We start from the raw sequence: 25,395 nt of genomic DNA, 5'->3' as shown, positions 1-25,395 counted from the left end.
GTTTTTCTCACTTCTCTTGTCTCACCTCTTTTATTTATTGCTTTCTATACTGATTCTTCGGCTTCTGCCCCCAGGTTGTTTGCTTTCGCAAAATCGTCGCGGGTGCCTTCAAAGTGACTGAAAATAGTATTGATGGTATCGACATTGTCCGCAATTTTAGCGTGCATATCGTCCAGTTGTTTTTCCAGAAAGGAATCGTTCAGACCGTTCATGTTGTCGACCTCGATCTGACTGATTTTGGTGATCAGCGCCGTCTGGCTGTTTTGGAGGTCTTCCAGTTCACGAACGACTTTATTCATTAACTCAAATTTCTGTGCCTTATCCATGTTTTTCGAACGTTGATTGGTCAATAGTAAACACCCGTACCGCCGGATGGTTTAATAAAACTTTTCTTTTTCGAAAAAGACCGGCAACTTCGGGGGACTAATCTATTTTGTAACCAATTGACCCATGAACAAAATTCTCCTGTTGATCTGCTGCTTACTGACTGGTCTGACGTTTGCCCAAACTGCCCAGAAACATCCCGATACGTCCGGTAAAGACTGGAAACCGCTTTTTGCCGCTGATTTGTCCGATGCCGGTTTTCCGAAAGGCATCTGGAGTGTCGAGAACGGCGTGCTGACGGCCACGCAGGACATTCCGATCTGGACGAAAAAAACGTATAAAAACTTCATTCTGGACCTCGAATTTAAAAACGCGCCGGGTACCAACAGCGGGGTTTTCGTCTATTGCAGCGATACCGCCAATTTTATTCCGAACTCGGTGGAAATTCAGATTGCCGACGACTACAGCGATCAGTGGTCCAAAGCTCCGGCTTCGTGGCAGTGCGGAGCGTTTTTTGGTCATAAACCCGCTATTTTGCCCAAAGTCGTTAAGTCGGCGGGCGAGTGGAACCGCTACACGATCACATGTCAGGGAAAAAACGTTACGGTTTTGCTCAACGGACAGCTGGTCAACCAGATCGACATGAGCCTGTGGACGTCCGGCAAAAACAACCCCGACGGTTCGACCATCCCGAACTGGCTTAACAAACCCTGGGCCGAATTACCGAACGAAGGCTATGTCGGCTTCCAGGGCAAACACGCCGGTGCTCCGATTTACTTCAAGAATATGAAGATTAAAGAACTGAAATAAAGGGAATAATAAATGTAAAATGATGAATGGTGAATGTAAAAGTTTTTCTAGTCCGACACTTTTACATTCACCATTCATCATTTAATATTTATCATTCCTTTTTCTTCTGTGACTTTATACGGGTTTCAAGGTCAAAAGAGAAACTAAAATAATCCTTTCTCTTAAACTCGAAACTTTCGTATGAAAAAGCCGTTGGCCGAACTCGTCGGCACCTTTTCGCTGGTTCTTTTTGGATGCGGGGCCGCCACCATTTCCGGCATTTCTTCTACTGGTCCCGCCGGAATCGGTCTTTTGGGAATTTCATTTGCTTTCGGGCTGGCAGTGGTGGTAATGGCGTACGCCATCGGGCCAATTTCGGGCTGTCACATCAACCCGGCCATCACCATTTCAATGCTGGTGGCAGGAAAAATAAAAACCGGTGACGCTGTTTCCTACATTATTGCCCAGTTTATCGGTGCTACGCTGGGCGTGGGCGTTCTGTATCTGATTAAAGATGGTGCCCCCGGTTTTACGCTGGGCGAATGGGCACTGGGCTCCAACGGCTGGGGGCCGGGTTACCTCGGGGCTTATAATACGACTGCCGCTTTTATTACCGAAGCCGTGATGACCTTCCTGTTTTTAACGGTTATTTTCAACACGACATCCCGCTTTGGCAATGGCACAATGGCCGGTCTGGCCATTGGTTTGACGCTGGTTCTGATCCATTTGGTGGCAATTCCGGTCACGGGAACGTCCGTCAATCCGGCGCGAAGCTTTGGCCCGGCGATTTTTGCGGGCGGTTTGGCCATGAAACAATTGTGGTTGTTCATTGTAGCTCCCATCGTTGGTGGTGTGGTGGCCGCATTAGTCCATAAGAGCGTTTTTGAAAATTAAGAAAGGCAAGAAGGGAAAAGGGATGTAAAGGAGAGAAGGAGTTGCCTCGCCTTTTTTCCCTTATTTCGTTTTTCCCTTCTTCCTGTTTCTAGACCAGCCCGAACAAATAATAGAGTGCAATGACAAAAAAGACCGCTGCGGTTTTGACGAGCGTCAGGATAAAAATGTCTTTATAAGCTTGTCGGTGCGTTAAACCGGTGACGGCCAGCAACGTGATGAGGGCGCCGTTGTGCGGCAGCGAATCCATACCGCCACAGGCCATTGCCGCCACGCGGTGCAGCACTTCCGGGTCGATTCCGAGTTGGGTGGCCTGTTCCAGATACGTTTTACCCATCAGGGCCAGGCTGATACTCAAACCGCCCGATCCCGAACCGGTAATGCCGGCGAGCGTTGTCGTCGTAACGGCTTCGTTGATCAGCGGATCTGTAAAGGCCGAAGCAATTGCCGCGCTCACCACTTTAAAACCGGGAAGAGCCGCGATAACCGCCCCAAAACCGTATTCGGATGCCGTATTTAATGTCGCCAGCAACGCACCGCCAATGGCCAGATTCAGTCCGGTCGTAAAACCGGTTTTTATCGCCCGAAATGCAAAAACCAGCACGGTAATTATTCCCAAAATCAGCGCTCCTTCGACGGCCCAGACGGCGGTCAGTTTTGAAATGTCGATGGCCGGTATCGCGTCCATCCCCAGGCTCGCAAAGTCAAACGTTTTTCCGTAGACCTGTGGAATGCCCCACGTAAAGACTTTATTAAAAACCGTCACGATAAGCAGTGGTAAAACCGCCAGATAGATGGAAGGTAAAGCCTTCTGATCCCGGTTTTCCGGTTCATTGATGTGGTTTTTTCCGTACCCTTCGCCCCGTTTAACCGCCAGATTTCGTTGCCATTGTAAATAAGAAAGAGCAATTGCAAGGACGAAAATACTGCCCGAAACGCCCAGCCACGGAGCGGCCCAGGCATCGGTATTGAAAAAAGTAGTCGGAATAATGTTCTGAATCTGAGGGGTTCCCGGCAGCGCATCCATCGTAAACGTGAACGCGCCGAGGCCAATCGTGGCCGGAATCAGTCGTTTGGGAATGTCGCTGGCTTTGAAGAGTTCGGCCGCAAACGGATAAACCGCAAAGACGACCACAAACAGGGAAACTCCGCCGTAACTCAGAATAGCACCGACCAGCACCACCGCCAGAATGGCCCGGTCTTTACCAATCAACCGGATAACCGCCACCGAAATGGATTTGGCGTACCCCGCCATTTCGATCAGTTTTCCCAGAACGGCCCCCAGCATAAAGACCGGGAAATAGAGCTTGATAAAACCGGCCATTTTATCGAGAAAAACACCCGAAAAAAACGGCAGAACCAGCGCCGGATCGGCTAGTAATACCGCCAGCAAAGCGGCAACCGGCGCAAACAAGATGACGTTAAATCCCCGGTAGGCTACAAAAATCAAAAAAGCCAAGGGCAGTAAAACAAGGAGGACATCCATCGGTGGGTTTGCTTGACGTATCACCCTACCAAAGAATAAAACCCTTGTATTTTACTGCCCTTTTTTTGTACCTAACTACGTTGCGGTATTACCGCCAGCCACCACCCAATGCGCGGTACATGTTGACCTGCGCATTCATTTGCCGCATGCGGGTTTCGATCAGCTCCATGCGGGATTCGAGCACGTCACGCTGGGTCAGCAATACTTCCATGTAGTCGGCCCGGGCGGAGGTGAAAAGCTTGAGCGAAATGCTGGTAGACTGCGTCAGCGCCTGCACCTGGTTATTTTTCGTGCTGTAACTCTGCTCCAGGTTATTTATGTTCGACAACTGATTGACCACCTCGATATACGCGTTCAAAACCGTGCGCTCGTAGTTGTAAACGGCCTGAATTTGCTTCGCACTCGCACTTTTATACGTCGCCGTAATGGCATTCTTGTTGACAACCGGCCCCACCAGATCGCCGATCAGCGACGCGATCAGGGATTCGGGCGCATTGAACAGGTAAATCGGGTTGAAGGCCATGAAACCCAGCGAAGCCGAAAGGTGCAGCGAAGGATAGAAGTTGGCCCGGGCCACATTGACACTGATCTTGGCCGCTTCCAGCTGGCGTTCGGCCTGGCGGATATCCGGGCGGTTTTCCAGCAATTGCACCGGCGTTCCGATACTGACTCTGGCCGGGGGCTGCTCGACAAAATTCTGGGAGTTGCGCTGAACGCGTTGCGGATACCGCCCCACCAGAAAGTTGATCCGGTTTTCGGCTTCCACAATTTTTTGCTGAATGTCGTACCGCAGATTCTGCGTTTTGTAAACTTCCGCTTCAAATCGACGAACGGCCAGCTCGGTTACCTTCGCGGCTTCTTTTTCCTGTTTGATGATCGAAAGCGCGTTGTTCAGGATGTCGATGTTGCGCCGGATGATTTCCAGTTGACTGTCCAGCGCCAGCAGTTCGTAATACGAATTGGCGATTTCGGATACCAGATTCGTGACCTGGAAATTCCGCCCTTCGATAGAAGCGAGGTAATTTGAAACGGCCGCTTTCCGGGCATTCCGCAGTTTGTGCCAGATATCGACTTCCCAACTCGCAAAGGCACCCACGTAGGTATTCGGCAATACATCCGGCGTCGCCTTGCCCGGTTTGATGTCCGTTACGGCGTCGGCGGCACCCTGGCTGGTGTAGCGGGAAACCTTTTCGACGCCGGAGCCACCGCCCACCGTTACGAACGGTAAATACTCCCCTTTGCGGGCCAGAATTTCATTGTTGGAAATCGCAATTTCCTGAAGCGTAATGTTTAATTCCTGGTTGTTATACAGCGCAGTGTCGATCAGGGCCGCCAGATTGGGGTCGGTAAAATAATCCCGCCACTTCGTACTGGCGGAATTCGTCGTGTCCTGCGAGTCATTGTAGCTCGCAGGTACGTTTTTATTCTCCGTTTTCGAAACCACGCGCGGGACGGTACAGGCCGCGTTGAGCAGGGTAATGGCAAACACAACCCCCAGCCCATTCAAGATTCTATTATTTCTCATTGACTTCACTTTCTTCAAGTTGGGGAAAACTGTCTACTGAATGGACCAGATTGTCGGTCAACGAGTCATCTTCTTCACCCTTAATCAGCTTCCTTCCATCGGCCAATTTGCCAAATATATAGTATAGGCCAGGGATGATGATGACCCCAAAAACGGTTCCGAAAAGCATGCCGCCCATGGCCGATGCACCAATGGTTCGGTTACCAATTGCTCCGGCGCCCTTGGCAATGATTAACGGAATCAAACCGGCCACAAAAGCAAAGGACGTCATCAGGATCGGACGGAAACGAACTTTGGCTCCTTCGATGGCTGCGTTCAGAATCGTGTCGCCCTGCTGGCGCTTCTGCACCGCAAATTCGACGATCAGTACGGCGTTTTTCCCCAACAGACCGACGAGCATGATCAGACCAATCTGGGCGTAGATGTTGTTTTCCAGCCCCATCAGTTTCAGCAATAGGAACGAACCGAAGATCCCGACCGGCAGCGAGAATAAAACCGCCAGCGGAATGATAAAGCTTTCGTACTGAGCGGCCAGCACCAGGTAGACGAAGGCTACCACCACCAGGAACACATACAGCGACTCATTACCCCGAATCGATTCATCATAGGAAAGACCTTCAAAGGCGATGTCGTAGCCTTTCGGCAGCGTTTTGGCGGCCACTTCCCGGATTGCCTGAATCGCATCCGCCGTGGTATAGCCTTTGGCCGGAAGTCCCTGAATAGCCGCCGAGTTGTAGAGGTTAAACCGGGTAATTTCGTTGGGACCCTGGCCTTTTTTCAGCCGCATGAACGACGAGTAGGGCACCATTTCACCGGCTTCGTTCTTTACGAACAGCTTCAACAGATCCGTCGGCAGCCGTCGGAAGCTCGGATCAGATTGTACGTATACTTTGAAGAACTGGTTGAACTTGATGAAACCCTGTTCGTACGTACTACCGATCATGATGTTGAGGTTGTCCATCGCTTTTCCGATCGACACGCCTTTCTGCATGGCCAGTTTGTTATCGATTTCCAGTTCATACTGCGGATAGTTGGCGGCAAAAAAGGTAAACAAACCGGTCAGCTCTTTCCGTTTGCCCAAAGCTTCCATAAAATCCTTGTTGATTTTATCGAATTCGCGGTAATCGGTATCGGTGGTTTTGTCCAGCAGACGCATCGAAAAACCGCCCGACGTACCGAAGCCTGGAATGGCTGGTGGTTCGAAGAATTCGACCGTCGCGCCGAGTCCTTTGGATTTTACCTCCAGTTCTTCCATGATCTCCTTCACGTTGTGATCGCGCTCCGACCACGGTTTCAGGTTGATCAGACAAGTACCGGCGTTGGAACCCCGACCTTCCGTCATGATCTCGTAACCCGCCAGGGAAGAAACCGACTCGATGCCCGGCACTTCCTCGCAGATTTTCTGAAGACGCCGGGAAACCTCATTGGTTTTTTCCAGCGTCGAACCGGGAGGAGTCTGGATAATGGCGTAAATCGTACTCTGGTCTTCGTTCGGAATAAAACCGGCAGGCAGAATCTGATTCTCATAGACAATTCCCACGCAAAAAGCGGCCAGGACCAGGAACGTAACAACGCGCCGGTTGACGATCCGTTTCAGGAGACCGACGTATCCGCCGGTCATTTTATCAAAGCCCCGGTTGAAACTGCCAATCGCGCGGTCCAACAGGTTTTTCTTTTTGACGTGCCCGTGGTGGTTTTTCAACAGCATGGCGCACAAAACCGGGGTCAGTGTCAAGGCGATCAGCGCCGAAATCACAATGGAACTGGCCATCGTAATCGAGAACTGCCGGTAGAACGTACCCACCGGACCCGACATGAAGGAAATCGGGAGGAATACCGAAACCATGACGGCCGTGATGGCGATAATGGCTCCGCTGATTTCGCCTAATACCTTTTTGACCGCGCCAAAGGGCGTTAGATGCGGTTCTTCCTCCATTTTGGCGTGCACGGCTTCCACCACCACAATGGCGTCATCGACTACAATACCAATGGCCAACACAAGGGCAAAGAGCGTAATCAGGTTGATGGAAAGCCCAAACGCCTGTATCACGAAAAACGCCCCGATCAGCGAAACCGGAACCGCCAGAATCGGGATCAGCGTGGACCGCCAGTCGCCCAGGAACACGAAAACCACCAGCGCGACGAGAATAAATGCATCCCGTAAGGTGTCAATTACCTGCTCGATCGACGCATCCAGAAATTTGGAAACGTCATAACTGATCTGATAATCCATGCCCGGAGGAAAGGACTCCTTCATCACTTCGAGCTTCTTTTTTACTTCTTCAATAACCTCACTGGCGTTACTGCCGTAGTTTTGCCGCAATACAATAGCGGCCGACGGGTGGCCGTCCAGGTTGGAATAAATGTCAAAAAACTCACTTCCCAATTCAACCGTGGCAATATCTTTCAGGTGAATACTTTCCCCCTGCGCGTTGGCCCGGATGATGATATCTTCGTACTCCTTCGGGTCACTGTATCGTCCTTTGTAGGTAAGTACATACTCCAGGGACTGGGCGGCAATACCGGAGCTTTGCCCGATCCGACCCGGCCGACCAATGATACTTTGTTCGCCAACCGCTTTCATTACATCTTCGGTGGAGATGCTGTACGCCCGCATGCGGTCGGGGTTGAGCCAAATCCGCATGGCGTACCGGCGGCTACCCAGGATCTGCGCCCGTGCAACCCCCCGGGTCCGCTGGATTTCGGGGATCATTTTAACGGTAGCGTAGTTAAACAGGAATTTTTCGTCCATGCTCTTCTCCTTGGAGTAGAGGTTGACGTACATCAACATCGAAGGCTGGATGGGCGTAATAATAACCCCTTCCCGCTGAACCAGTTCGGGCAGCAGCGGCATCACCTGGTCCACCCGGGTTTTCACCCGGATAACGGCGTCGTTCGGGTCGGTGCCGGGCTCAAAAATGATCCGGAGGGTGGCTTCCCCCGCACTGGTGGCATCCGTCGCGATGTACCGCATGTCCTGCACCCCGTTAATGGCCTGTTCCAGCGTAATCAGCGTGGATTTCACCAGAACGTCGGCACTGGAACCGGGATAGGCAATAAAGATATTGACGGTGGTCGGCGCAATATCCGGAAATTGGGAAATAGGTAACTGTCTGATCGCCAGGATCCCAATAAAGACGATCATGATTGAAATCACGATAGCGAATACGGGCCGGCGTATGAATTTGTTAAACATGTCTTCTGCTGTTTAGAATCGCTGATTATTCGGCATAGAGACTTAAATTGTTGATGACCGAATCCGGCTTCAGGAACTTGTAGTGGATTTTTTCGTTCTCCTTCACCTGACGCAAGCCTTCCAGGAGGATTTTGTCATCCGGTTTCAGACCACTTTTAATGACGAAAATGTGCGGCAATTCCGCTGCGATGGCTACTTCCCGTGACCGAATCTTGTCGTCTTTATCCAGCACGTACACGTATTTCTTTTCCAGCACTTCGAAGGTGGCTTTCTGCGGAATGATCAGGGCGTTTTTAAGCGGCAATGTCATCTGGATATTGCCGGTTTCGCCGTGCCGGAGCAGCCCTTTCGGATTCGGGAACGTCGCCCGGAAAGCAATGTTACCGGTTTCGTTGTTAAAGTCGGCTTCGATGGTTTTCACCACGCCGGGATAATCAAACACCTGCTGGTTAGCCATCAGCAGGTTGACGTGGTCCAGGTTTTCCTCCTGCGCGTGGGTTTTATAATTCAGGTATTCGGCTTCCGGAACGTTGAAATACACCCACATTTTACTGTTGTCGGAGATGGTGGTCAGCAAATCACCTTCGTTCAACAAGCTTCCTTCCCGCACATAAAAGTGGTCCATGATGCCGGTAAAGGGCGCCCGGATTTCGGTAAAACCGAGGTGGACTTTCGCGACGGTTACTTCGGCATTGGCCTTGTCCAGTTTGGCTTTCGCCAGGGCCAGTTCAGCCTTCGACACAATGTTGCTATCGGCCAGTGATTTGGTATTCTTGTATTCAACTTCCGCAAAATTGGCTTCAGCCTGCGCCTTCTGGAGTTCGGCCTGATACTGGATCGGCAGAATTTGAAACATGATTTGTCCCTGTTGCACAACCTGGCCTTCATCCACAAAAATCTTCTGTAAATAGCCTTTTTCCAGGGCTCTTAATTCGATGTGCTGAATCGACCGAACCTGACACACGTACTGATTTGTGATCGTCGTGTCATTTTTTAGCGGATTGGTAACCAAAAATTTGGTTTCTTCTTCCTTTTCTTCCTCTTTGTGCGTACAACCTGTCGTGTACAACAAGCCGCACAAACTGAGGAACATGAGAAATCTTTTCATTTTGATTCTATTTTTTAGCGGAACTGAACTGACAATTAGTAAGTAAGATTCGGGCGAAAGCCCATTCGGTTTGGTTTATTGTGTTGGCGTGAAGGGCTTCAAACGGCGACTTCCGGTCGGTGGTTTACGGTTTAGGGACTCATTAATTTGAACCAGGATGCTGACCCAATACCGCCGAACCGGTCGGGTTGGGCGGGTGTTCCAATTGGTGGATTAAGCTGTCTTTCTGTTGGTTAGCGCGCATACAGTCGGACAACTGTTGCTGAAATTCGTCGTGATCCAGGAGATTGACAGAGTGATCCAACTCGTATTCGGAAAGGCTTCTTCGATGGTTTTGTTGATACAGGAGAAAGCCATTGAACACCAGCGAAAGTGCCAGTGCCAGCCCAAAGCCGTAGAGCAAAATGGAGGGGAAATTCCGGCGATGCATAGCTAATGTCTGTGTTGCTTTGAGACAAAGCAATCGCTAAGACATTAAAATGGTATGAAAAGGAAATTAGAAGATATTAGAAAAGTTTAAAACCGCTTTGCGGCTCCTCAAGCAGTATTTCGGGATTATCTCCGTAAAATTGATTAAATCTGGAAGATTTGAAGAATATTTTAGAAAAAACCGCTTTCTGGGAAAATTGCAATAATGAAAAAGTTCTATTTAATATGTTAATGTGACAAGATACCGTCTACTCACATTTGTTGCATAATAAGCTTTTCTCACCTTCCGGTGATCTGTAAACGCAAAAAATTAGAAAGATTAAGCCAGACTCGGCAGGCGGATGGTCACGGAAGTTCCCTGATCGACTTTGGATGCGATCTGAATGAAGCCCTGATGAAAATCGATAATTTTCTGCGTAATGGCCAGCCCAATACCGTAACCGGGCACGCCCGCCACATTCTTTCCCCGGTACAGCGGATCCAGAATGTGAGCGGTATCGGCTTCGGTAATACCGCGCCCCTGGTCGGTCACGGTTACGGTAATCTGATCTTCTTTGGCCTGCAATTCCACCGAAACCGCTTCGCCGGAATATTTGCAGGCATTGTCGAGCACATTCAGAAACGCGGTGGTCAGCAGCGTTGCATTGCCTTTCACGGCGAGCGAATCTTCCTCACCCGTCGTAAACTGAAGGGGCAGACTCCGGCCCGGATACTTGGTTTGGACCTGTTCGATGGCGGTCAGCAGGCAATCGTCCACCTGAACCGGCGCCAGCGCCACGGTGCCGCCGGTAACTTTGGCCAGTCCCAACAGGCTATTGGTCAGGGAAATAACTTTTTTTAGTTCTTCAACGGCGACTTCCATGCTTTCGCGCCATTCGGCCGGATTCTGGTCGTAGCGCAGGGAGGTTTCGAGCGTACCCAAGGTATTGGTGAGTGGGGTGCGCAGTTCGTGGGAAGCGTGGGAAACAAAGCTCCGTTGTGAAACAAACGCATCTTCCAGCCGAAACAGCATTTGATTAAAGGTCATGGCGAGCTGGGCAATTTCGTCGCGCCGGTTTCCTTCGTGCACCCGCTTGTGTAAATCCACGGCGGTAATTTGTTCCACCTCATCCACAATCTGGGAAATGGGCTTCAGCACGCGCCCGGAAAAATACCAGCCGGCCAGTACAATGAGCGTAAAACCCAGCAAATTCGCCAGAATCAGGATTTGCTGCAGGGTTGCGAGCTTGGCAAAACCGATGCGGTCGTAACCCGAGGCAAAGATGTAAAACCGCTGCCCGCGGTTTTCGTAAGGAATCAGGATGGATTCGAGGTGGCCGCTTTTGAATTCAAGCAGCGAATTGGTGGCCAGCTGCGGTATTTTTTCTTTGTAAAAATCGGATTCTGTTACCGGCCGGTTGGTAAACACCAGATGGCGCCGACTGTCGTAAATGCTGATCCGTTCTTCCACGATGGACAGCAGGTCGGTGCGGACCATGTTCTTGAAAAAATCATCGTGCAAATGCCGCCGGGAAATCAGCACCCGGCCGGTAACGCGGGCTTTTCCTTCCAGTCGGCTGTAAAACTCCTCCTGCCGGTACAGCGAATAGAAATACCACACCAGCAGCGACAGCGTAACCTGAATGGCCGTTGCCAGCAAGGTGAAAATGATCGTCAGGCGGTTTCGAATGAGCATGAAAATGGTTAAAAAAAAAGCCGGTTTTCGGGGCAAAAGAGGGAATTACCCCTCCCGGAGAACGTATCCCATGCCAACGATGGTATGCAACAGCCGGGGCGAAAAACCTTTGTCAATTTTTTTGCGCAAATAGCTGATATATACGTCGATAACGTTGGTGTTACTGTCGAAGTTCAGATTCCAGACCCGCTCGCTGATCTCGATCCGGGAGATGGTTTTGCCCTTGTTGAGCATCAGGTATTCCATCAGCGCGTACTCGCGGGTGGTCAGGTCGATGGGCTTGCCCGCCCGGGTGACGGTTTGAGTATCCAGATTTAACTCCAAATCGGCCAGCCTTAAAATCTGCTTTTGTCGGGAACTGTTGCGTCGCGTCAAGGCCCGGACCCGCAGCAGCAACTCCTGAAACTCAAAGGGTTTGGCCAGGTAATCGTCGGCTCCGGCGTTGAAACCATCCGATTTGTCGGCCAGGCTGTCCAGAGCCGTCAGCATCAGAACGGGTACGGTTTCGTTTTCCGACCGAATCAGCCGACAAAGCTCAATGCCGTTCATGTGCGGCAGGTTGACATCCAGGACGATAATATCGTAAACTTCCTTTTGAAACAACAGCAGACCAATCTGGCCGTCGTAAGCAACGTCGACATCAAAGCCTTCGGCCAGCATCCCTTTGCGAATAAAGGAGGCCAGCCGCTCTTCGTCTTCAACCAAAAGGATTTTCATGAAAAGATATTGATTCGTGCGGGTCCAATGGTGCAAAGATACGCAAGGGAGCCAATCTACTGCGGTACGGTTTCCGATGTGAAGTCTTTTAATAAACCCAGCACTTCGCGAACGCCCTCGACCCGGTAGGCGGCACTGGTGGTGCCGGGGCCAACTTTGACGGTATACTGGTTTTCCAGCGTCAGGGCCGAAAACATGTCTTCGTCGGTGCGATCGTCGCCGATGGCCAGCACAAAATCGTAAGGCCGAGCCAGGGATAACTGCTTGGCAACCTTGCCTTTATCGGTTTCCGTGCTTTTGATTTCGACTACGCAATTGCCGTCGATCACCCGCAGTTGGTACGGCAGCAGATTTTCCAGCGTATTGATCAGCTCGCGGGAACGAACAAAACCGGTTTCCGATTCGGCACTGCGGTAATGCCAGGCCAGCGAATGACTTTTTTCTTCGACAAATGAACCCGGACAGCGGGTCACAAAATCGATCAAAACCGGGCTGACGATCTGTTTCCAGGAACCGTCGTCCAGGATATCGCGTCGCCACAGGCCCTGCTGTTTGATGTACGAGCCGTGTTCGGCCACCATGTCGATGGGCAGGAAACCGAGCCATTCGTCAAGCGTTTGCTGGTCGCGGCCGCTGATAATCACCACGTAATTCTCCCGCCGACTCGCCAGCCGCCCCAACACGTTGATGACTTCGAGCGGAGGGGCAGCCTGTTCCGGTTTCGTTTTGTAGTTCACCAGCGTGCCGTCGTAGTCGAGCAGCAGCAACCGCGACCGGGCCTGGGCGTAGCGTTCCTGCAGCGAGAAATTGGTTTCGAGTTTCAACAAAGGGGTCGGTTCGACTTGCTGTGCGCTGTGCATGTTCAGGAGAGATTCGACGAAACTGTTCGCCCATTTTTTTACATCGTATTCTTTCAGCCGCCGTTGCATGATGGCAATTCGCCGGGCCTGTTCTTCCGGTTCCATTTCGAGCGCAATCCGCATCTTGTCGGCCACGTCGTTTTCGTCGAACGGATTAATGTGCAAAGCCGTACTGAGTTCGTTGGCGGCACCGGTCATTTCGCTGAGAATCAGCACGCCCTGGTGGTCTTTGCGGGAGGCTACAAACTCCTTGGCCACCAGATTCATCCCGTCGCGAATGGGCGTAATGAGGGCTACATCGCAGGCCGTATAAAGGGCCACCAGTTGCGGAAAAGGCACCGAACCGTAGCGGTAAACGATCGGTCGCCAGATCAGGGTTCCGTACTTTCCGTTAATCCGGCCGACGGCCTGCTCGATCATGACTTTCCGCTCACCGTATTTCAGAATTTCATCTCGCGAAGGCACCACCACCAGGATAAAAGTCAGTTTTTCGGTCCATTCGGGGTATTTCCGGAAAAATGCTTCCAGCGCGTCGAGCCGCTGCATAACGCCCTTGGTATAATCCAATCTGTCGACCGAAAATATAATTTTATTGCCTTTGTAGGCGTTTTTCAAAGCCGCCCGCTCTTCCACTACATCGGCGTTATCGTAGGAATCGTGGTAGAGCGAATAATTGATCCCGACCGGAAACGCATCCGACTGAATAAACCGGTTCTGGTAATTGACTTTCCAGATTTTGTGCTGAACACCCAGGTTGATTTGGATGGATTGGAGAAAATGGATGTTGTAATCGTTCGTATGAAAACCGATCAAATCGGCCCCAAGCAGACCAGTGAGTAGGTATTCTTTGCATTTCTGGGGCAAAATCCGGATCAGTTCGTAGGAAGGAAACGGAATGTGCAGGAAAAAACCAATGGTTGCATCAGACTGCCTTTCGCGGATTAGTTTGGGCAAACCCATGAAATGATAATCATGAACCCAGACAATGTCCTGCGGTTTCATCAACTGCGCGAGGGTTTCGCTCACGGCTTCATTGGCTTTCTGGTAGGCCACAAAATCCTTTTCCTGGTAATCCACATAGGTCGTGAAATAGTGAAAAAGCGGCCAGATGACGGAATTGGAAAAACCGTTGTAGAAATCCTGCTGAATTTTGCGATCTAAAAAAACCGGGATGTATTCAAAATCACTGTTGACCAGATGCTTGTATTTTTCCCAGGTACGGCGGGAAAAGTCGGCGCACCCCACCCAAACCGGTTTTTCTGCCGCATTGCTAAAATCCAGCGATTTCATTGCCGTTACCAACCCGCCGGATGAAGCTTTTAAGGTCGTGCTGCCGTTAACGGTTTCGAAAGCAAAAGGTAACCGATAGGATACGATAATGAGTCGATTGTTCTTCATAACGTACGGTTTTATACGAATCAGGTTGAGTACTTAAATAAGGTTATTCGGCGCAGAATGGTTCGGGAAGCCGGGTAATTTGAGGAATTCTAATCCGGGTTTCTACGACTGAAAATAGGAGAAGAGCGTGGAGTAAAATAGTGGCATACAGTTATATAAGAACGTTTTTTCCTGTATAACTGTATGCCTTAAAATTCGTACTTATTCAATAATGGTTTTGATTATCCGTACCGGTGCCAGTACATGATCCGGACGGTTTTGCAATTCATAATTCAGGTCAAAAATGGCGCGTTCCAGCAAATAAGCTTCCAGCATAACTTGCAGATCGTTCTTGTTTTCCGGGTAAAAACCGCCTTCCTGAACCGTATCGAAATACGCTTTGATGAAAATCTGGCTGAGCTGAAAAGCCCACCATTCGGCGTACGGCAGCAGGTTTTCGACCTCTTTTTTCGGGACCTGACTCGTCGACCGGACGCCTTCGTAGGCCACGTAATAGAACGACCGGATCATGGCGGCTACATCCCGCAACGGCGACCGTTTGATCCGCCGGGTACTGAAACTCCGCAGCGGATTGCCGCCAAAGTCCTGAATAGCAAGGTCTTTCCCCGTCAGCAGCACCTGCCCCAGGTGATAATTCCCGTGAATGCGGATTTTTAAGGCGTCAATCTTGTGATCGTAAATCCGCTTCATGGCGTCCAGAACCGCCTGCTTTTTGTCGAGAATGTCTTCGATTTCCTGCTGGCTGCTTTCCGGGAGGTTCTTCAGATTTTTATGCTGACTCTGGTAACTTTCCCGAACGAGCGATTGCATGCCCGAAAACAGCGACCGCTGGTAGTGCAGGGAAAATTCTTCGGGCGTAAAATCTTTGTTTGTTTTCGACACCAGCGCCAGGTGCATTTGGGCGGTTCGGATGCCCAGTAACCGCGCCTGTTCCGAAGCCGAACTCCCCAGCAATTCCCGGCTTTCGGCGGTCAGGTCTTCCAAGCCGAGCGGTTCGATCCAGCTTCCCTGCCGACTGATGGACGCCAGCGTTTCCTTGCTCCGGGCCAGAATCCGCTCGATGTAGTTCTGAATCCGTTCCAGCATAAAACCGTGGCCGTCGCCGTGGTTTTCCACCATATCTTCCATCATTCCCAGCGCAATCGTACCTTTTTCCGACTGCCACTCGATGGTCCCGATGAACGGCGGAACGTATTCAAAACCGGCTTCTTCGCTCAGAAACCGGGTTATTTCCACATCCGGATTGATGTTCCAGTCCACCTTCCGGTACATTTTCAGGAAAAACCGGTTGTCGTAGGTAATGGCCGTATATTCCCGGTCGGAGGTGTGCATTTTGGACTTGATCTCCCCGGCCGCCGGTTCGTATTTCTTCAGGGCTTCATTGCCCGTAAACACCAGCTTGCCTTTTTTGGCCGAAACCGCCTGACTGGCCGTCAGTTTGCTAAACAGCATTTGCTGCAAGCGGCCGGTAAAAAACGCGTCACAGAGCAAACCTTCTTCCTCGCCGAGCTTTAATCTGGCCAAAACCGACTGCGGACAACTCGTCGTGATCTGGCTGGCCCGGTCGCCCTGCACGAACGTTACCGGAACCTGATACAGTTCGGGTAGTCCCTGTTCGTACGAAACTTCCACCAGCAGCAGCGTACCGGTTTTGTCATCCAGCTCAATAATCGACTGATCGGCAATGGTGAAACTATCGATCTCGCGCCCCTTGCCGATAAACCAGGTGGCTTTCGACAGATAGCCGGGAAGAACGTCGTTTTCGAGTGCCGTCCGTCCTTTAAGCGAGGTCAGGTCGTCCCATTTGGTCAGCGTCAGCGACGGAAGCGTACTTTCCAGATCGACATCGGAATGCACTTTTTGAAGCACAAACCACTGATAATCATAGGGTGCCAGTGTAAATGGATAGGTGTCGTTTTCCTGAATGAGCGGAAAGCGGTTTTTGCTGAACACCTCCACGGGCCGATATCCCTTGTAATTGCTCAGATCCACTTCCGCCGGTTGCGAATGCTTGGACAGATTGACCACAATCAGCAGCGTTTCGTCTTCGTAGCTGCGCGTATACGCCAGTACTTTCGGATTTTCAACGTTCAGAAACGTCAGATTTCCCCGACCGAACGCCTTGTAGCGTTTCCGCATGTTGATCATCCGTTTCGTAAACCACAACAGCGAAGAGGTATTTTGCCACTGCGTTTCCACATTGACGGCTTCGTAGTGGTAGGCCGGATCGAGAATGACCGGCAGATACAGTTTCTGCGGATTGGTAACCGAAAAACCGGCATTTCGGTCGGGCGACCACTGCATCGGGGTCCGAACGCCGTCGCGGTCGCCCAAATAGACGTTATCACCCATTCCAATTTCGTCGCCGTAGTACAAAACCGGTGTCCCGGCCAGCGAAAACAACAGGCTGTTCAGCAGCTCGATCTTGCGCCGGTCGTTGTCCATGAGTGGAGCCAGCCGGTGCCGGATTCCCAGGTTAATGCGCGCTTTCGGGTTTTTGGCGTACATTTTATACATGTAATCCCGCTCGTCGTCGGTCACCATTTCGAGCGTCAGCTCGTCGTGATTCCGGAGAAAAATCGCCCACTGGCAGGTTTCCGGAATCTCGGGCGTCTGGTCGAAAATGTCGGTAATCGGATATCGATCTTCCATCTGAACGGCCATGAACATGCGCGGCATGACCGGAAAATGGTAGTTCATGTGGCATTCGTCGCCGTCGCCGAAGTACGAAGCCGAGTCTTCCGGCCACATATTCGCTTCGGCCAGCAACACGGTTTCGGGGTAAGTTTTATCGACGTGCGCCCGCAGTTTCTTTAGAAAAGCGTGAGTTTCCGGCAGATTCTCGCCGTTGGTGCCTTCCCGCTCAAAAAGATAGGGAATGGCATCGAGCCGAAAACCGTCGACGCCCATCGCGCACCAGTAATCGAGAATTTTGAAAACTTCTTCCTGCACCAGCGGATTGTCGTAGTTCAGATCGGGCTGGTGGTGAAAAAACCGGTGCCAGTAATATTGCTGCGCCACGGGGTCCCAGGTCCAGTTGGAAGCTTCGTAATCCTGGAAAATGATCCGGACATCCTTGTATTGGTTGGGGTCGTCGGTCCAGACGTAATAATCTCGTTCAGGCGATCCTTTCGGGGCTTTTCGGGCCCGCTGAAACCACGGATGCTGATCGGAGGTATGATTGATAACGAGCTCCGTGATGACTTTCAGGTTCCGGTTGTGGGCTTCCTGCAAAAATTCCTGAAACTGCTCGATGTTACCGTACGACGGATTGATGCTGTAATAATCGGCAATATCGTAACCGTCGTCGCGCAGGGGTGAGGGATAAAAAGGCAGAACCCAAATGGCCGTAACGCCCAAATCCTGCAAATAATCCAGCTTTTCCAGCAATCCCTGAAAGTCGCCGATGCCATCGCTGCTGCTGTCGCGGAAGGCTTTAATATGTAACTCGTAAATGACGGCGTCTTTGTACCAATGAAGTTTATCGTCTAAAACTTTTTTTTTCGTCACCATATTTCTCGCTTCAAAGTTCCAGGTTCAACTACAATGAATTCCGCAGCCAGACCGAGGATGCGTATATTTTTAACCTGTACGGGAGCGAGTTGTTTTGCTAAATTCAGTTAAAGACGACGAATTAGCCGGTTTTGCGGGGCCATTTTTACTTCAAAACAAGACTGGCTTCGGCGGCTTTGGTGTATTTCTGAACGTCTTCGTCCAGCAAAAGACGCTTTTTGGCCAGGTTCTGGGCGGCTTTCCGGACTGCTTCGACGTAACTGGCGTGCGTCGGATAACGTTCCTGCAACGACAGACGCGGGTCGTGGGCCGCCAGCCGTTCGGCTTTGGTGGTTTTAAACGGAATGTATTGCCCGGACCCCTCACAACCTTCGTTTTCGGCAAAACCGCCCTGACGCAGCGCCCAGCCGGTGGTTGTTGCCACCGGCACTGCAACCGGCGGCAGCCGAATTCCGGCCACCTCATTTCCGTCCTGATCGACTTTCGATACGAAGTTTACATAAACCGGTCGATCGGTTACACTGGGCGGGTAATTCGCCACAATGCCCTTCGCGAAAGCCGGACCGAAATCGAGCTGATAGCGCGTGGTAATCAGACCGGTATACATCACGCCCGGAATCGTGGGCCAACCCAGCTCCGCCCGCGGAACCAGCCCGGTTTGTCGGCCCGGTTGGGAAACCGCCACGGCCGCCGTGCCATCCGACCGACGCGGAACCGCGCTCTCGGGTGGTTTGGTGCCTTTCGTCACCCATTCGTCCAGCGCAACGAAAAGCGCCCGCAGCAGGGGTTCGGCATTGGTCGGATTCTGCAATTGCTGGCAGATGCCCTGAGAAGTGGCGTTCCCGGTGCCGTGCTGGGCACCCGATACCAGAAAAAACCGCACGTTTTCGGGATCGGGCAGGTCGTTTCCCTGCCCGTCGGTATGCAGCAGCGAAGCGGCTTTCACCCAGTATTCGTTGGCCGAATTGATCTCAAAAACCTTCGGGCAGGTATTCGTAGCGGAACAGGCCGCTCCGCGCCCGGCGGTTTTCCCGGAAAGCGGATCGGTCAGAACCGGGTAAGCAAACGGAAAAACGCCTTCCGGATACAGGTGATTCTGCCGGTTGCGTTCGGTGCGCGACGGTTGGGCAAACCGCACGTTCAGGCCAATGCCACTGCCTCCGCCCAGCCAGTTTTCCATGCCGTCGATCACGCGCCGGTTTTGCTCGTCGGCGTTGAAACCCAGCGTCTGAAAATCGTTCAGATACCGCGCGGGCTGCGAAAGCGTGTACGAAAACGTGTACTGAACATCGTCCGCCAGTGGGTTCGGGTGGCCAAAATCATCGGTTTTGGCGTAACGCAGAAACGACACAAAATCCCGGGTGGCGGCAAAGCCAATGCCCGCAACGATGGGATCGCGGGCGAGGTAAACAAACTCATACACCGCACTCTGCCGAAAAGCCGCTCCGGCGGGTGTCAGCCGAATGGTCCGTTCATTGACGTATTCCCAGCCGTCGGCCGGAACCGGGGTGGGGGCATCCTGCAACTGATCGCGAACCGTTAAAACCGCCCGGGATTTGTCGAGATTAGCCGCCGGGTACGCCAGCGCGTAGGAACCGGTGGTGGCATTGTCAAAGGAAATGTACTCGTATGAAGGCCCGGTAATTGCAGAACTGTCGGCCTGCCGGGCAACGGGGATGCTGATGGTCAGGTTGTTATTGACGGCAGCGGCCGACGGGTCCCAGCCGTTCCAGGCAAGCGTGTAGCCCCGGTTCATCAGAAACCCTTCCCCGGCCTGGGCCGCCGTTGTCGGGTCGTTGCCGCCGGTGCTGTTGTTTAATCCGCCGAAAAGTTTGCCGCCCCGGTTGTTGACTTCCAGAAAGAGTTTGTGATTACCGGTTTTGAGGTCAACCGGTTTCAGAATGTAAATATCCATTGCGTATTCGACCATTCCCCGGGCATTGCGGGGGGCCAGCCGAATGTCGGTGATCCCGGCATTTTGCGGCAGATTCGGATCAAGCTCGCCGTACGCTTTTCCGCGCAGTTTTTCATACGCGCCCACCGACCCGAACACGCGCCCCTCAAATGTAGGTGTCTGCCGACTGCTAATCTCGATGCGGACAATCCGGGCCTGCACGGCCAGGGCGCTAACCAACAGGAAAAGAAGCGATTGACTCAGACGGAAGATCACTGCGCGGGAAGGTTACGGTCGAACAAGACTGTCAACAAAAGACGTCCTTCGGTCGATCATACCCATGACCAACGGGCTGAATCCAAATTAATTCCGGCGGATAAATTCATTAAAAGCGGTTTAGGGTTTATCGTTTTTACGAAAAGAATAGCCAACTAAAATGAGTATTCGGAGAGTCGGATCGGAGTTCCGGCCGATTGCCCAGGAACGGGTTCCTGCCGCCACATAAAATCTCCATGTATTACCGAAAATGGTATCAGAATCCCCGGATTCTCAATTAATACTTCTAGAATAAATGCATCGGTAAAGGCCGTACAGTATGTTTTCAGCGGTTTTGCTAAGATTCAGCGCCGGAATCCAAACGCTTTTCGGAGTTGGCAGTTACTGGATGAATAATCGCTAACTCATCCACATTATGAACCGTTCTTTCTCCCTGTTACTGGTGCTTCTGGCCGTTTGCAGTGCCTGTTTTAGAGACCATATTGTCCAACCAATCGAAGTGAAGCAGGAAACGTACCCCATTCCCGGTGACACATTTTTCCCGGAAGGAATTGCCTACGATGCCAGCCAGGGATTCTTTTATACCGGCAGCATCGGCAATGGCGATATTTTGAAAGTGAATGTTCAGACTGGTGAGACCAGCCTGTTTGCCGCCGGTGCCGCCCAAAACCGCCCAACCTGCAACGGCTTAAAACTCGACTCAAAAGGACGTTTGTGGGTCTGCGGAGGTACGCAGAATAAAATCCAGGTGCTCAATCCGGACGGGACTTTACTCAAGAACTGGGACCTGTCGGCTTTTGCGGCAACCGGTTTTATCAATGACTGCATTCTGGACGATAAATACGTGTATTTTACGGATTCTCAGAATAAACAACTCTACCGCACCAGTGTAGCCTTGGCCCAGCCGGGCGACATGGAGCAGTGGCTGACGTTTACCGATCAGCAGATTCCGTATACCTCACCGGGCGTCAATGCCAACGGCATTGTGCTGACCGCCGACGGAAACTACCTGATCGTGGTCATTTCCTCTTCCGGAAAACTATACCGGATCGATACCAGTACGAAAGCCATTGCTGAAATCCAGTTGAACACGCCCGTGAACGCCGGGGATGGATTGTGGCTGGAAAACCAAACCCTGTATGTTTCCCGAAACGTAACCAATCAGATTTTTCCGGTAACGCTTAGCGGTGATTATCTGCAGGGAACTGTCGGTGCCGGTTTTGGCGATAATTTGCTGTTTAACACCACGATGGCCAAAGCGGGGCCTTATTTTCTGGTGGTCAATGGCCAGCTCAACCGTCGTTCGGGACCAACACCACCGGTTTTACCCTTTAGCATATCCCGTGTAACCATTCCCTGATCAAGTATTGGACCGCTATTCGTTCTTCAGAACGTCCGCCGGATTGCTTTTGGCCGCCTTCATCGTCTGCGATCCGATCAGGAGGAACGCAACCAGCAATACCGCCAGCAGGCCAACGAACAACTCTATGATTCGTACAGGTGTGTGATACGGAAAGTTGGTGAGCACAAATTTTTCGAAGAAAAGGTACGTGACGGGCAGCGCGATGAGGGCCGAGATCGCCAGTTGAATGAGAAAACCACGACTCAATAAGTAGATCAGGTTGCCCGAACTGGCACCCATCACTTTGCGGATGCTGATTTCCTTCAGCCGGGTTTCAGTCGTGTAGGCCACCATGCCGAACAGGCCCATCGATGCGATCGAAATGGCGAGAATGGACAGAAAACCGATGATTTTGATCAGAATGGAAAATTCGCTGTAGGCTTCTTCGATTGCTTCGTCAAAGAATTTAGCCTTGAAAGGGTGAACACGATCGATTTTCTTCCAGGCCGACTCGATTTTGGCCCGGGTGGCCAGCGGATCGGCGCTTTGAATTTTGACGTTCAGGGTGGCCTGGTCTTCGGGTGTCCAGAACATGAAGGCAACCGGCTCGATGAGATTGTCGACCTTACCATAGTGAAAGTCTTTCATGACGCCAACGATGGTCATCCGGCGCCCCTTTACGCTGAAATTGGTGAACGTGATTTCCTCCCCGATGGCTTTCCCGGGATCATTGCCCGCAATGTTAAATCGTTTCAGGAATTGCTGGTTCACGATCACTTCTGTTGCGGCTTTAGCGGTTGTGGGCCTAGCCCTGAAATTTCCACCGGCAATGAGCTTGTATTCGTGCAGCGCCAGGTAATTTTCATCGACGTTGTTGGTCATGACCAGCGCCGAGTCGCGTGAGTCTTTGTATTTGATAAAACCGCCCCAGGCATTCCCGACGCTGGTGACGATGATCGACCGGGATACGCCCGTCACTTCCGGCATCTCCCGCAGTTCGTTGAGAAAGGCATCGGGTTTATTGCCCTGCATCGGAATGTTGAGAATGTTTTCGGTATTGAATCCCAGGTCGAACGAAAGGATGTTTTTGTACTGCACGTAGCCGATGGCGGTGGTGGTGATGAAGATCAGGGTGAGCGTGTATTGAATCACCACCAGAGCGCGCCGGAGGTTGACGTGTTTGAAGACTTTCACCGTCGATACATTTCGGAGCGCACTGATCGCGCTGACTTTCGAAAAGAACAGAGCAGGCAGAAAACCGGCCAAAACGCCCACGGAGACCGAAAAGAGGAGAAAGGCGATGACCATCGACGGCGTCAGCGCGAGCTTCACCATGCCCTGCATCTCCGGCGCCAGATTGATCAGCAGTGGCCGCAAAACGAGAAAAAGGATGAAGGAAAGCAGCAGAGCGGCCAGGGAAATCATGATGGCTTCTACCAGAAACTGTTGCCGGACCTGATTCTTGCCGGCACCGATTGCTTTGCGCAGACCCACTTCCTTGAAACGGCGCAGGGCCCGGGCGATCGAAAGATTGGTGTAGTTGAAACAGGCCGACAGGATCACCACGAGGGCCAGCCCGCCAACAAGCCAGAGCACCACCGGCGGCATGTGCGGACCCACGGAGCCCGGCCCGCCCTCCGAGGCCCGGAAACTTTCTCCGACCACGATATTGTACAAAGGAAGCAGCTCGAGCTGAATTTTCGTATTCTCGTCGGCCCGGTTTTCCTCCCTGGCAACAGCGTTAAGCTGCGACTGGATGGACGCCAGGTCGGCGGTTTCGGTCAGCCGAACGTACACGAAGTTTGACGACATGTTGGTCCAGTTGGCGAAGTTGAGGTTCTTCCGGTTGAGCTGCTCGGCTGTCGACAGCGAGACCAGCGCTTCGAAACTGAGGTGCGAAAAGAACGGAACGTCCTGCATAACGCCGGTTACCTGGTAATCAAGCGTATCAAACCGGATCACTTTGCCCAGTGCGTCGTCGCTGCCGAAGAGCTTTTTCGCGGCCGTTTCCGTCAGAACAATCGAGTACGGATCTTTCAGCGCCGTTTCGGGATTGCCTTCCAGCATCGGAAACGTAAACACTTTGAAGAGCGACGGGTCCGCCCAGAAACCCTTGATGGGCAGGACTTTGTTACCAATCTTCGCGTCCTGCGAAAAGTCGTTGCGTAAAATCGCTACTTCCTCCACGCCGGTCACTTTCTGCCGGATCAGCTTACCGGTTTTCAGGGAGGTGGTCGCAAACTTGCCGCCGGGCCGCGACCGGCTTTGTTTACTAGTTTCGGTCACTACGTTGGTGATCCGGTAGATTCGCTCCCCGTTTTTGTGGAACTTGTCGTATGAATGCAGGTCGAGGACGAACGCGATCAGCAGTAACCCGACGGACATGCTGATGGCCAGGCCAACGACATTGATGGCCGAAAACAGCTTATTGCGCAGTAAGTTGCGTCTCGATGTTTTGATGTAGCTTCCGATCATGATCCGGTTGAAAAAGGTTAACAAGTTTGGGAATTTGCACCAGTTACCTTGCGGAAAACCGGAAGGCATCGATGCAGTAGATTAGTTCCGAGCCTATCCTGCTTCTTATCGAAGCAGGCACGGGTAATCTACCGCAAAATACCGGACTGGCACAAGCCGAATGAAAAAATGGGGTAAATAGGGCTAAAAATGGGACGAAGGAGCAATGACGTTCAAAGGCCTTTTTGAGCCACTGACCTTTCTGCGAAAAACCGCTAAATAGATACCTGTAACAAGTAGTTAGCCAACGAATTATATTGGGTGAAAAAAAATCACAACCCTAATGAAAAACATCCTGTTTTCCCTACTGGCTGCCCTCGGACTGATGGGTTGCCTGCTGTCCTGTCAGCAAAAGGATCCTAACGCCAGTACCGACGACGTGGTGTATGTGGGTAGTGAAAACCGGAAGCTCTATGCGGTGGATGCCGCTACCGGCACCAAAAAATGGGAGTTTCCCACCGGAGCTCCGGTATTTGGCAGCCCGGTCGTGAGTAACGGGCTCGTTTATGTCGGAAGTGGTGACAAAAAGTTCTATGCCCTGGATGCGACCACCGGCGCCAAAAAATGGGACTTTACGACCGGCAGTTTTGTAGATAGCAGCCCGGTAGTGAGCAACGGAATCGTCTATGTAGGGAGTTATGACAAGAAGCTCTACGCCCTGGATGCGACGGCCGGGACCAAAAAATGGGACTTTACGACCGGAGATTATATACCGGGTAGCCCCGTGGTGAGTAACGGACTCGTCTATGTAGGGAGCGTTGACAAGAAGCTCTATGCCCTGGATGCGGCTATCGGTACTAAAAAATGGGACTTTACGACCGGAGCCAGAATCGATAGCAGCCCGATGGTGAGCAACGGAATCGTCTACGTAGGCAGTAGTGACAAGAAGCTTTACGCCCTGGACGCGATCAGCGGTGCCAAAAAATGGGATTTTACGACCGGGAGTGATGTAAGCAGCAGCCCGATGGTGAGCGACGGCATCGTCTATGTCGGGAGCGGTGACAAAAAACTTTACGCTCTGGACGCTGGCAGTGGCGCCAAGAAATGGGATTTTACGACCGGAGGGAGGATTGATAGCAGCCCGACGGTGAGCAACGGGCTGGTTTATATTGGCAGTGCTGACGGCAAGCTTTATGCCCTGGATGCGGCCACGGGTACCAAAAAATGGGACCTGTCGGTTTCGGGTAGTAAAAATATCAGCAGCCCGACGGTGAGCAACGGAGTGCTTTATTTGAACGGCGATCCCACCAAGCTCTATGCAGTGGATGCGGCCACCGGTACTGGCAAATGGTCTTTCTTCACCGGCGGGAGTAATGCAGAAACCCAAAGCAGCCCCTGCGTGGTGACCAAAACCGGGGCCGTTGTCCACTGGGGTAACCGCAACTAAACGGCTTGCCCGCCCGTACGGATCCTGTCTGGACTCTTCAGCCTAAACCCGGTTCTGGTTGTTGAGTACTC

16 protein-coding genes are annotated in these 25,395 nt (G+C 51.8%); 4 read left to right on the top strand and 12 right to left on the bottom strand.

From position 1 onward, the window contains the following. Positions 1-44: 44 nt before the first annotated feature. The gene (locus tag GJJ30_RS01330) at positions 45-326 is read right to left on the bottom strand and encodes a hypothetical protein (protein WP_154172359.1); all 282 of its coding nucleotides are present in this window, start codon (positions 324-326) and stop codon (positions 45-47) included. A gap of 124 nt (positions 327-450) precedes the next feature. Here GJJ30_RS01330 and GJJ30_RS01325 point away from each other — a divergent pair, with 124 nt between their 5' ends. Both GJJ30_RS01325 and GJJ30_RS01320 read left to right on the top strand, forming a co-directional pair. Next, the gene (locus tag GJJ30_RS01325; protein ID WP_154172357.1) at positions 451-1,134 is read left to right on the top strand and encodes a 3-keto-disaccharide hydrolase; all 684 of its coding nucleotides are present in this window, start codon (positions 451-453) and stop codon (positions 1,132-1,134) included. A gap of 180 nt (positions 1,135-1,314) precedes the next feature. Next, positions 1,315-2,007 (top strand): MIP family channel protein, encoded by a 693-nt coding sequence (locus GJJ30_RS01320; RefSeq protein ID WP_154172355.1) that lies wholly within the window; start codon positions 1,315-1,317, stop codon positions 2,005-2,007. 88 nt (positions 2,008-2,095) lie between these two features. Here GJJ30_RS01320 and GJJ30_RS01315 read toward each other — a convergent pair whose 3' ends face one another. The 10 genes from GJJ30_RS01315 to GJJ30_RS01270 all read right to left on the bottom strand — a co-directional run bounded on the left by GJJ30_RS01315 (position 2,096) and on the right by GJJ30_RS01270 (position 20,081). Next, a complete protein-coding gene (locus GJJ30_RS01315) occupies positions 2,096-3,490 on the bottom strand; it encodes a GntP family permease (protein WP_154172353.1) in 1,395 nt (464 codons plus the stop codon). A gap of 88 nt (positions 3,491-3,578) precedes the next feature. Further along, positions 3,579-5,015 carry a TolC family protein gene (locus tag GJJ30_RS01310; RefSeq protein WP_154172351.1) on the bottom strand — a complete coding sequence of 479 codons (1,437 nt, stop codon included), beginning with the start codon at positions 5,013-5,015 and terminating at the stop codon, positions 3,579-3,581. Continuing rightward, entirely contained in the window at positions 5,005-8,211 is a 3,207-nt protein-coding gene (locus tag GJJ30_RS01305) for an efflux RND transporter permease subunit (protein ID WP_154172349.1), read from the bottom strand. Before GJJ30_RS01305 ends, GJJ30_RS01310 begins: the two co-directional genes overlap by 11 nt. 25 nt (positions 8,212-8,236) lie before the next feature. Further along, a complete protein-coding gene (locus GJJ30_RS01300) occupies positions 8,237-9,319 on the bottom strand; it encodes an efflux RND transporter periplasmic adaptor subunit (RefSeq protein ID WP_154172347.1) in 1,083 nt (360 codons plus the stop codon). A 142-nt stretch (positions 9,320-9,461) separates the two neighbouring features. Then, on the bottom strand, positions 9,462-9,749 hold the full coding sequence (locus GJJ30_RS01295; RefSeq protein ID WP_154172345.1) for a hypothetical protein: 288 nt from the start codon (positions 9,747-9,749) through the stop codon (positions 9,462-9,464). Positions 9,750-10,067: 318 nt separating this feature from the next. After that, positions 10,068-11,423, bottom strand: coding sequence for a sensor histidine kinase (locus GJJ30_RS01290; protein WP_154172343.1), 1,356 nt, complete (start codon positions 11,421-11,423; stop codon positions 10,068-10,070). 45 nt (positions 11,424-11,468) lie between these two features. Further along, positions 11,469-12,140, bottom strand: coding sequence for a response regulator transcription factor (locus GJJ30_RS01285; protein ID WP_154172341.1), 672 nt, complete (start codon positions 12,138-12,140; stop codon positions 11,469-11,471). A 56-nt stretch (positions 12,141-12,196) separates the two neighbouring features. Next, positions 12,197-14,398, bottom strand: coding sequence for a bifunctional alpha,alpha-trehalose-phosphate synthase (UDP-forming)/trehalose-phosphatase (locus GJJ30_RS01280; RefSeq protein WP_154172339.1), 2,202 nt, complete (start codon positions 14,396-14,398; stop codon positions 12,197-12,199). Positions 14,399-14,599: 201 nt separating this feature from the next. After that, the gene (treS, locus tag GJJ30_RS01275) at positions 14,600-17,911 is read right to left on the bottom strand and encodes a maltose alpha-D-glucosyltransferase (protein ID WP_154172337.1); all 3,312 of its coding nucleotides are present in this window, start codon (positions 17,909-17,911) and stop codon (positions 14,600-14,602) included. Between the two features lie 145 nt (positions 17,912-18,056). Then, positions 18,057-20,081, bottom strand: coding sequence for an alpha/beta hydrolase domain-containing protein (locus GJJ30_RS01270; protein WP_310588153.1), 2,025 nt, complete (start codon positions 20,079-20,081; stop codon positions 18,057-18,059). Positions 20,082-20,496: 415 nt separating this feature from the next. Here GJJ30_RS01270 and GJJ30_RS01265 point away from each other — a divergent pair, with 415 nt between their 5' ends. Further along, on the top strand, positions 20,497-21,441 hold the full coding sequence (locus GJJ30_RS01265) for a Vgb family protein (RefSeq protein WP_154172336.1): 945 nt from the start codon (positions 20,497-20,499) through the stop codon (positions 21,439-21,441). 15 nt (positions 21,442-21,456) lie between these two features. On the opposite strand, the gene GJJ30_RS01260 is transcribed toward GJJ30_RS01265, so the two are convergent. Then, complete coding sequence (locus tag GJJ30_RS01260) at positions 21,457-23,898, bottom strand: ABC transporter permease (protein ID WP_154172334.1); 2,442 nt, start codon at positions 23,896-23,898, stop codon at positions 21,457-21,459. A gap of 322 nt (positions 23,899-24,220) precedes the next feature. Here GJJ30_RS01260 and GJJ30_RS01255 point away from each other — a divergent pair, with 322 nt between their 5' ends. Next, the gene (locus GJJ30_RS01255; RefSeq protein WP_154172332.1) at positions 24,221-25,324 is read left to right on the top strand and encodes an outer membrane protein assembly factor BamB family protein; all 1,104 of its coding nucleotides are present in this window, start codon (positions 24,221-24,223) and stop codon (positions 25,322-25,324) included. The last annotated feature ends 71 nt before the right edge of the window (positions 25,325-25,395 follow it).

This window comes from Larkinella terrae (assembly GCF_009668025.1).
Lineage (GTDB): Bacteria > Bacteroidota > Bacteroidia > Cytophagales > Spirosomataceae > Larkinella > Larkinella terrae.
This window is presented reverse-complemented; position numbering and strand designations above follow the sequence as displayed.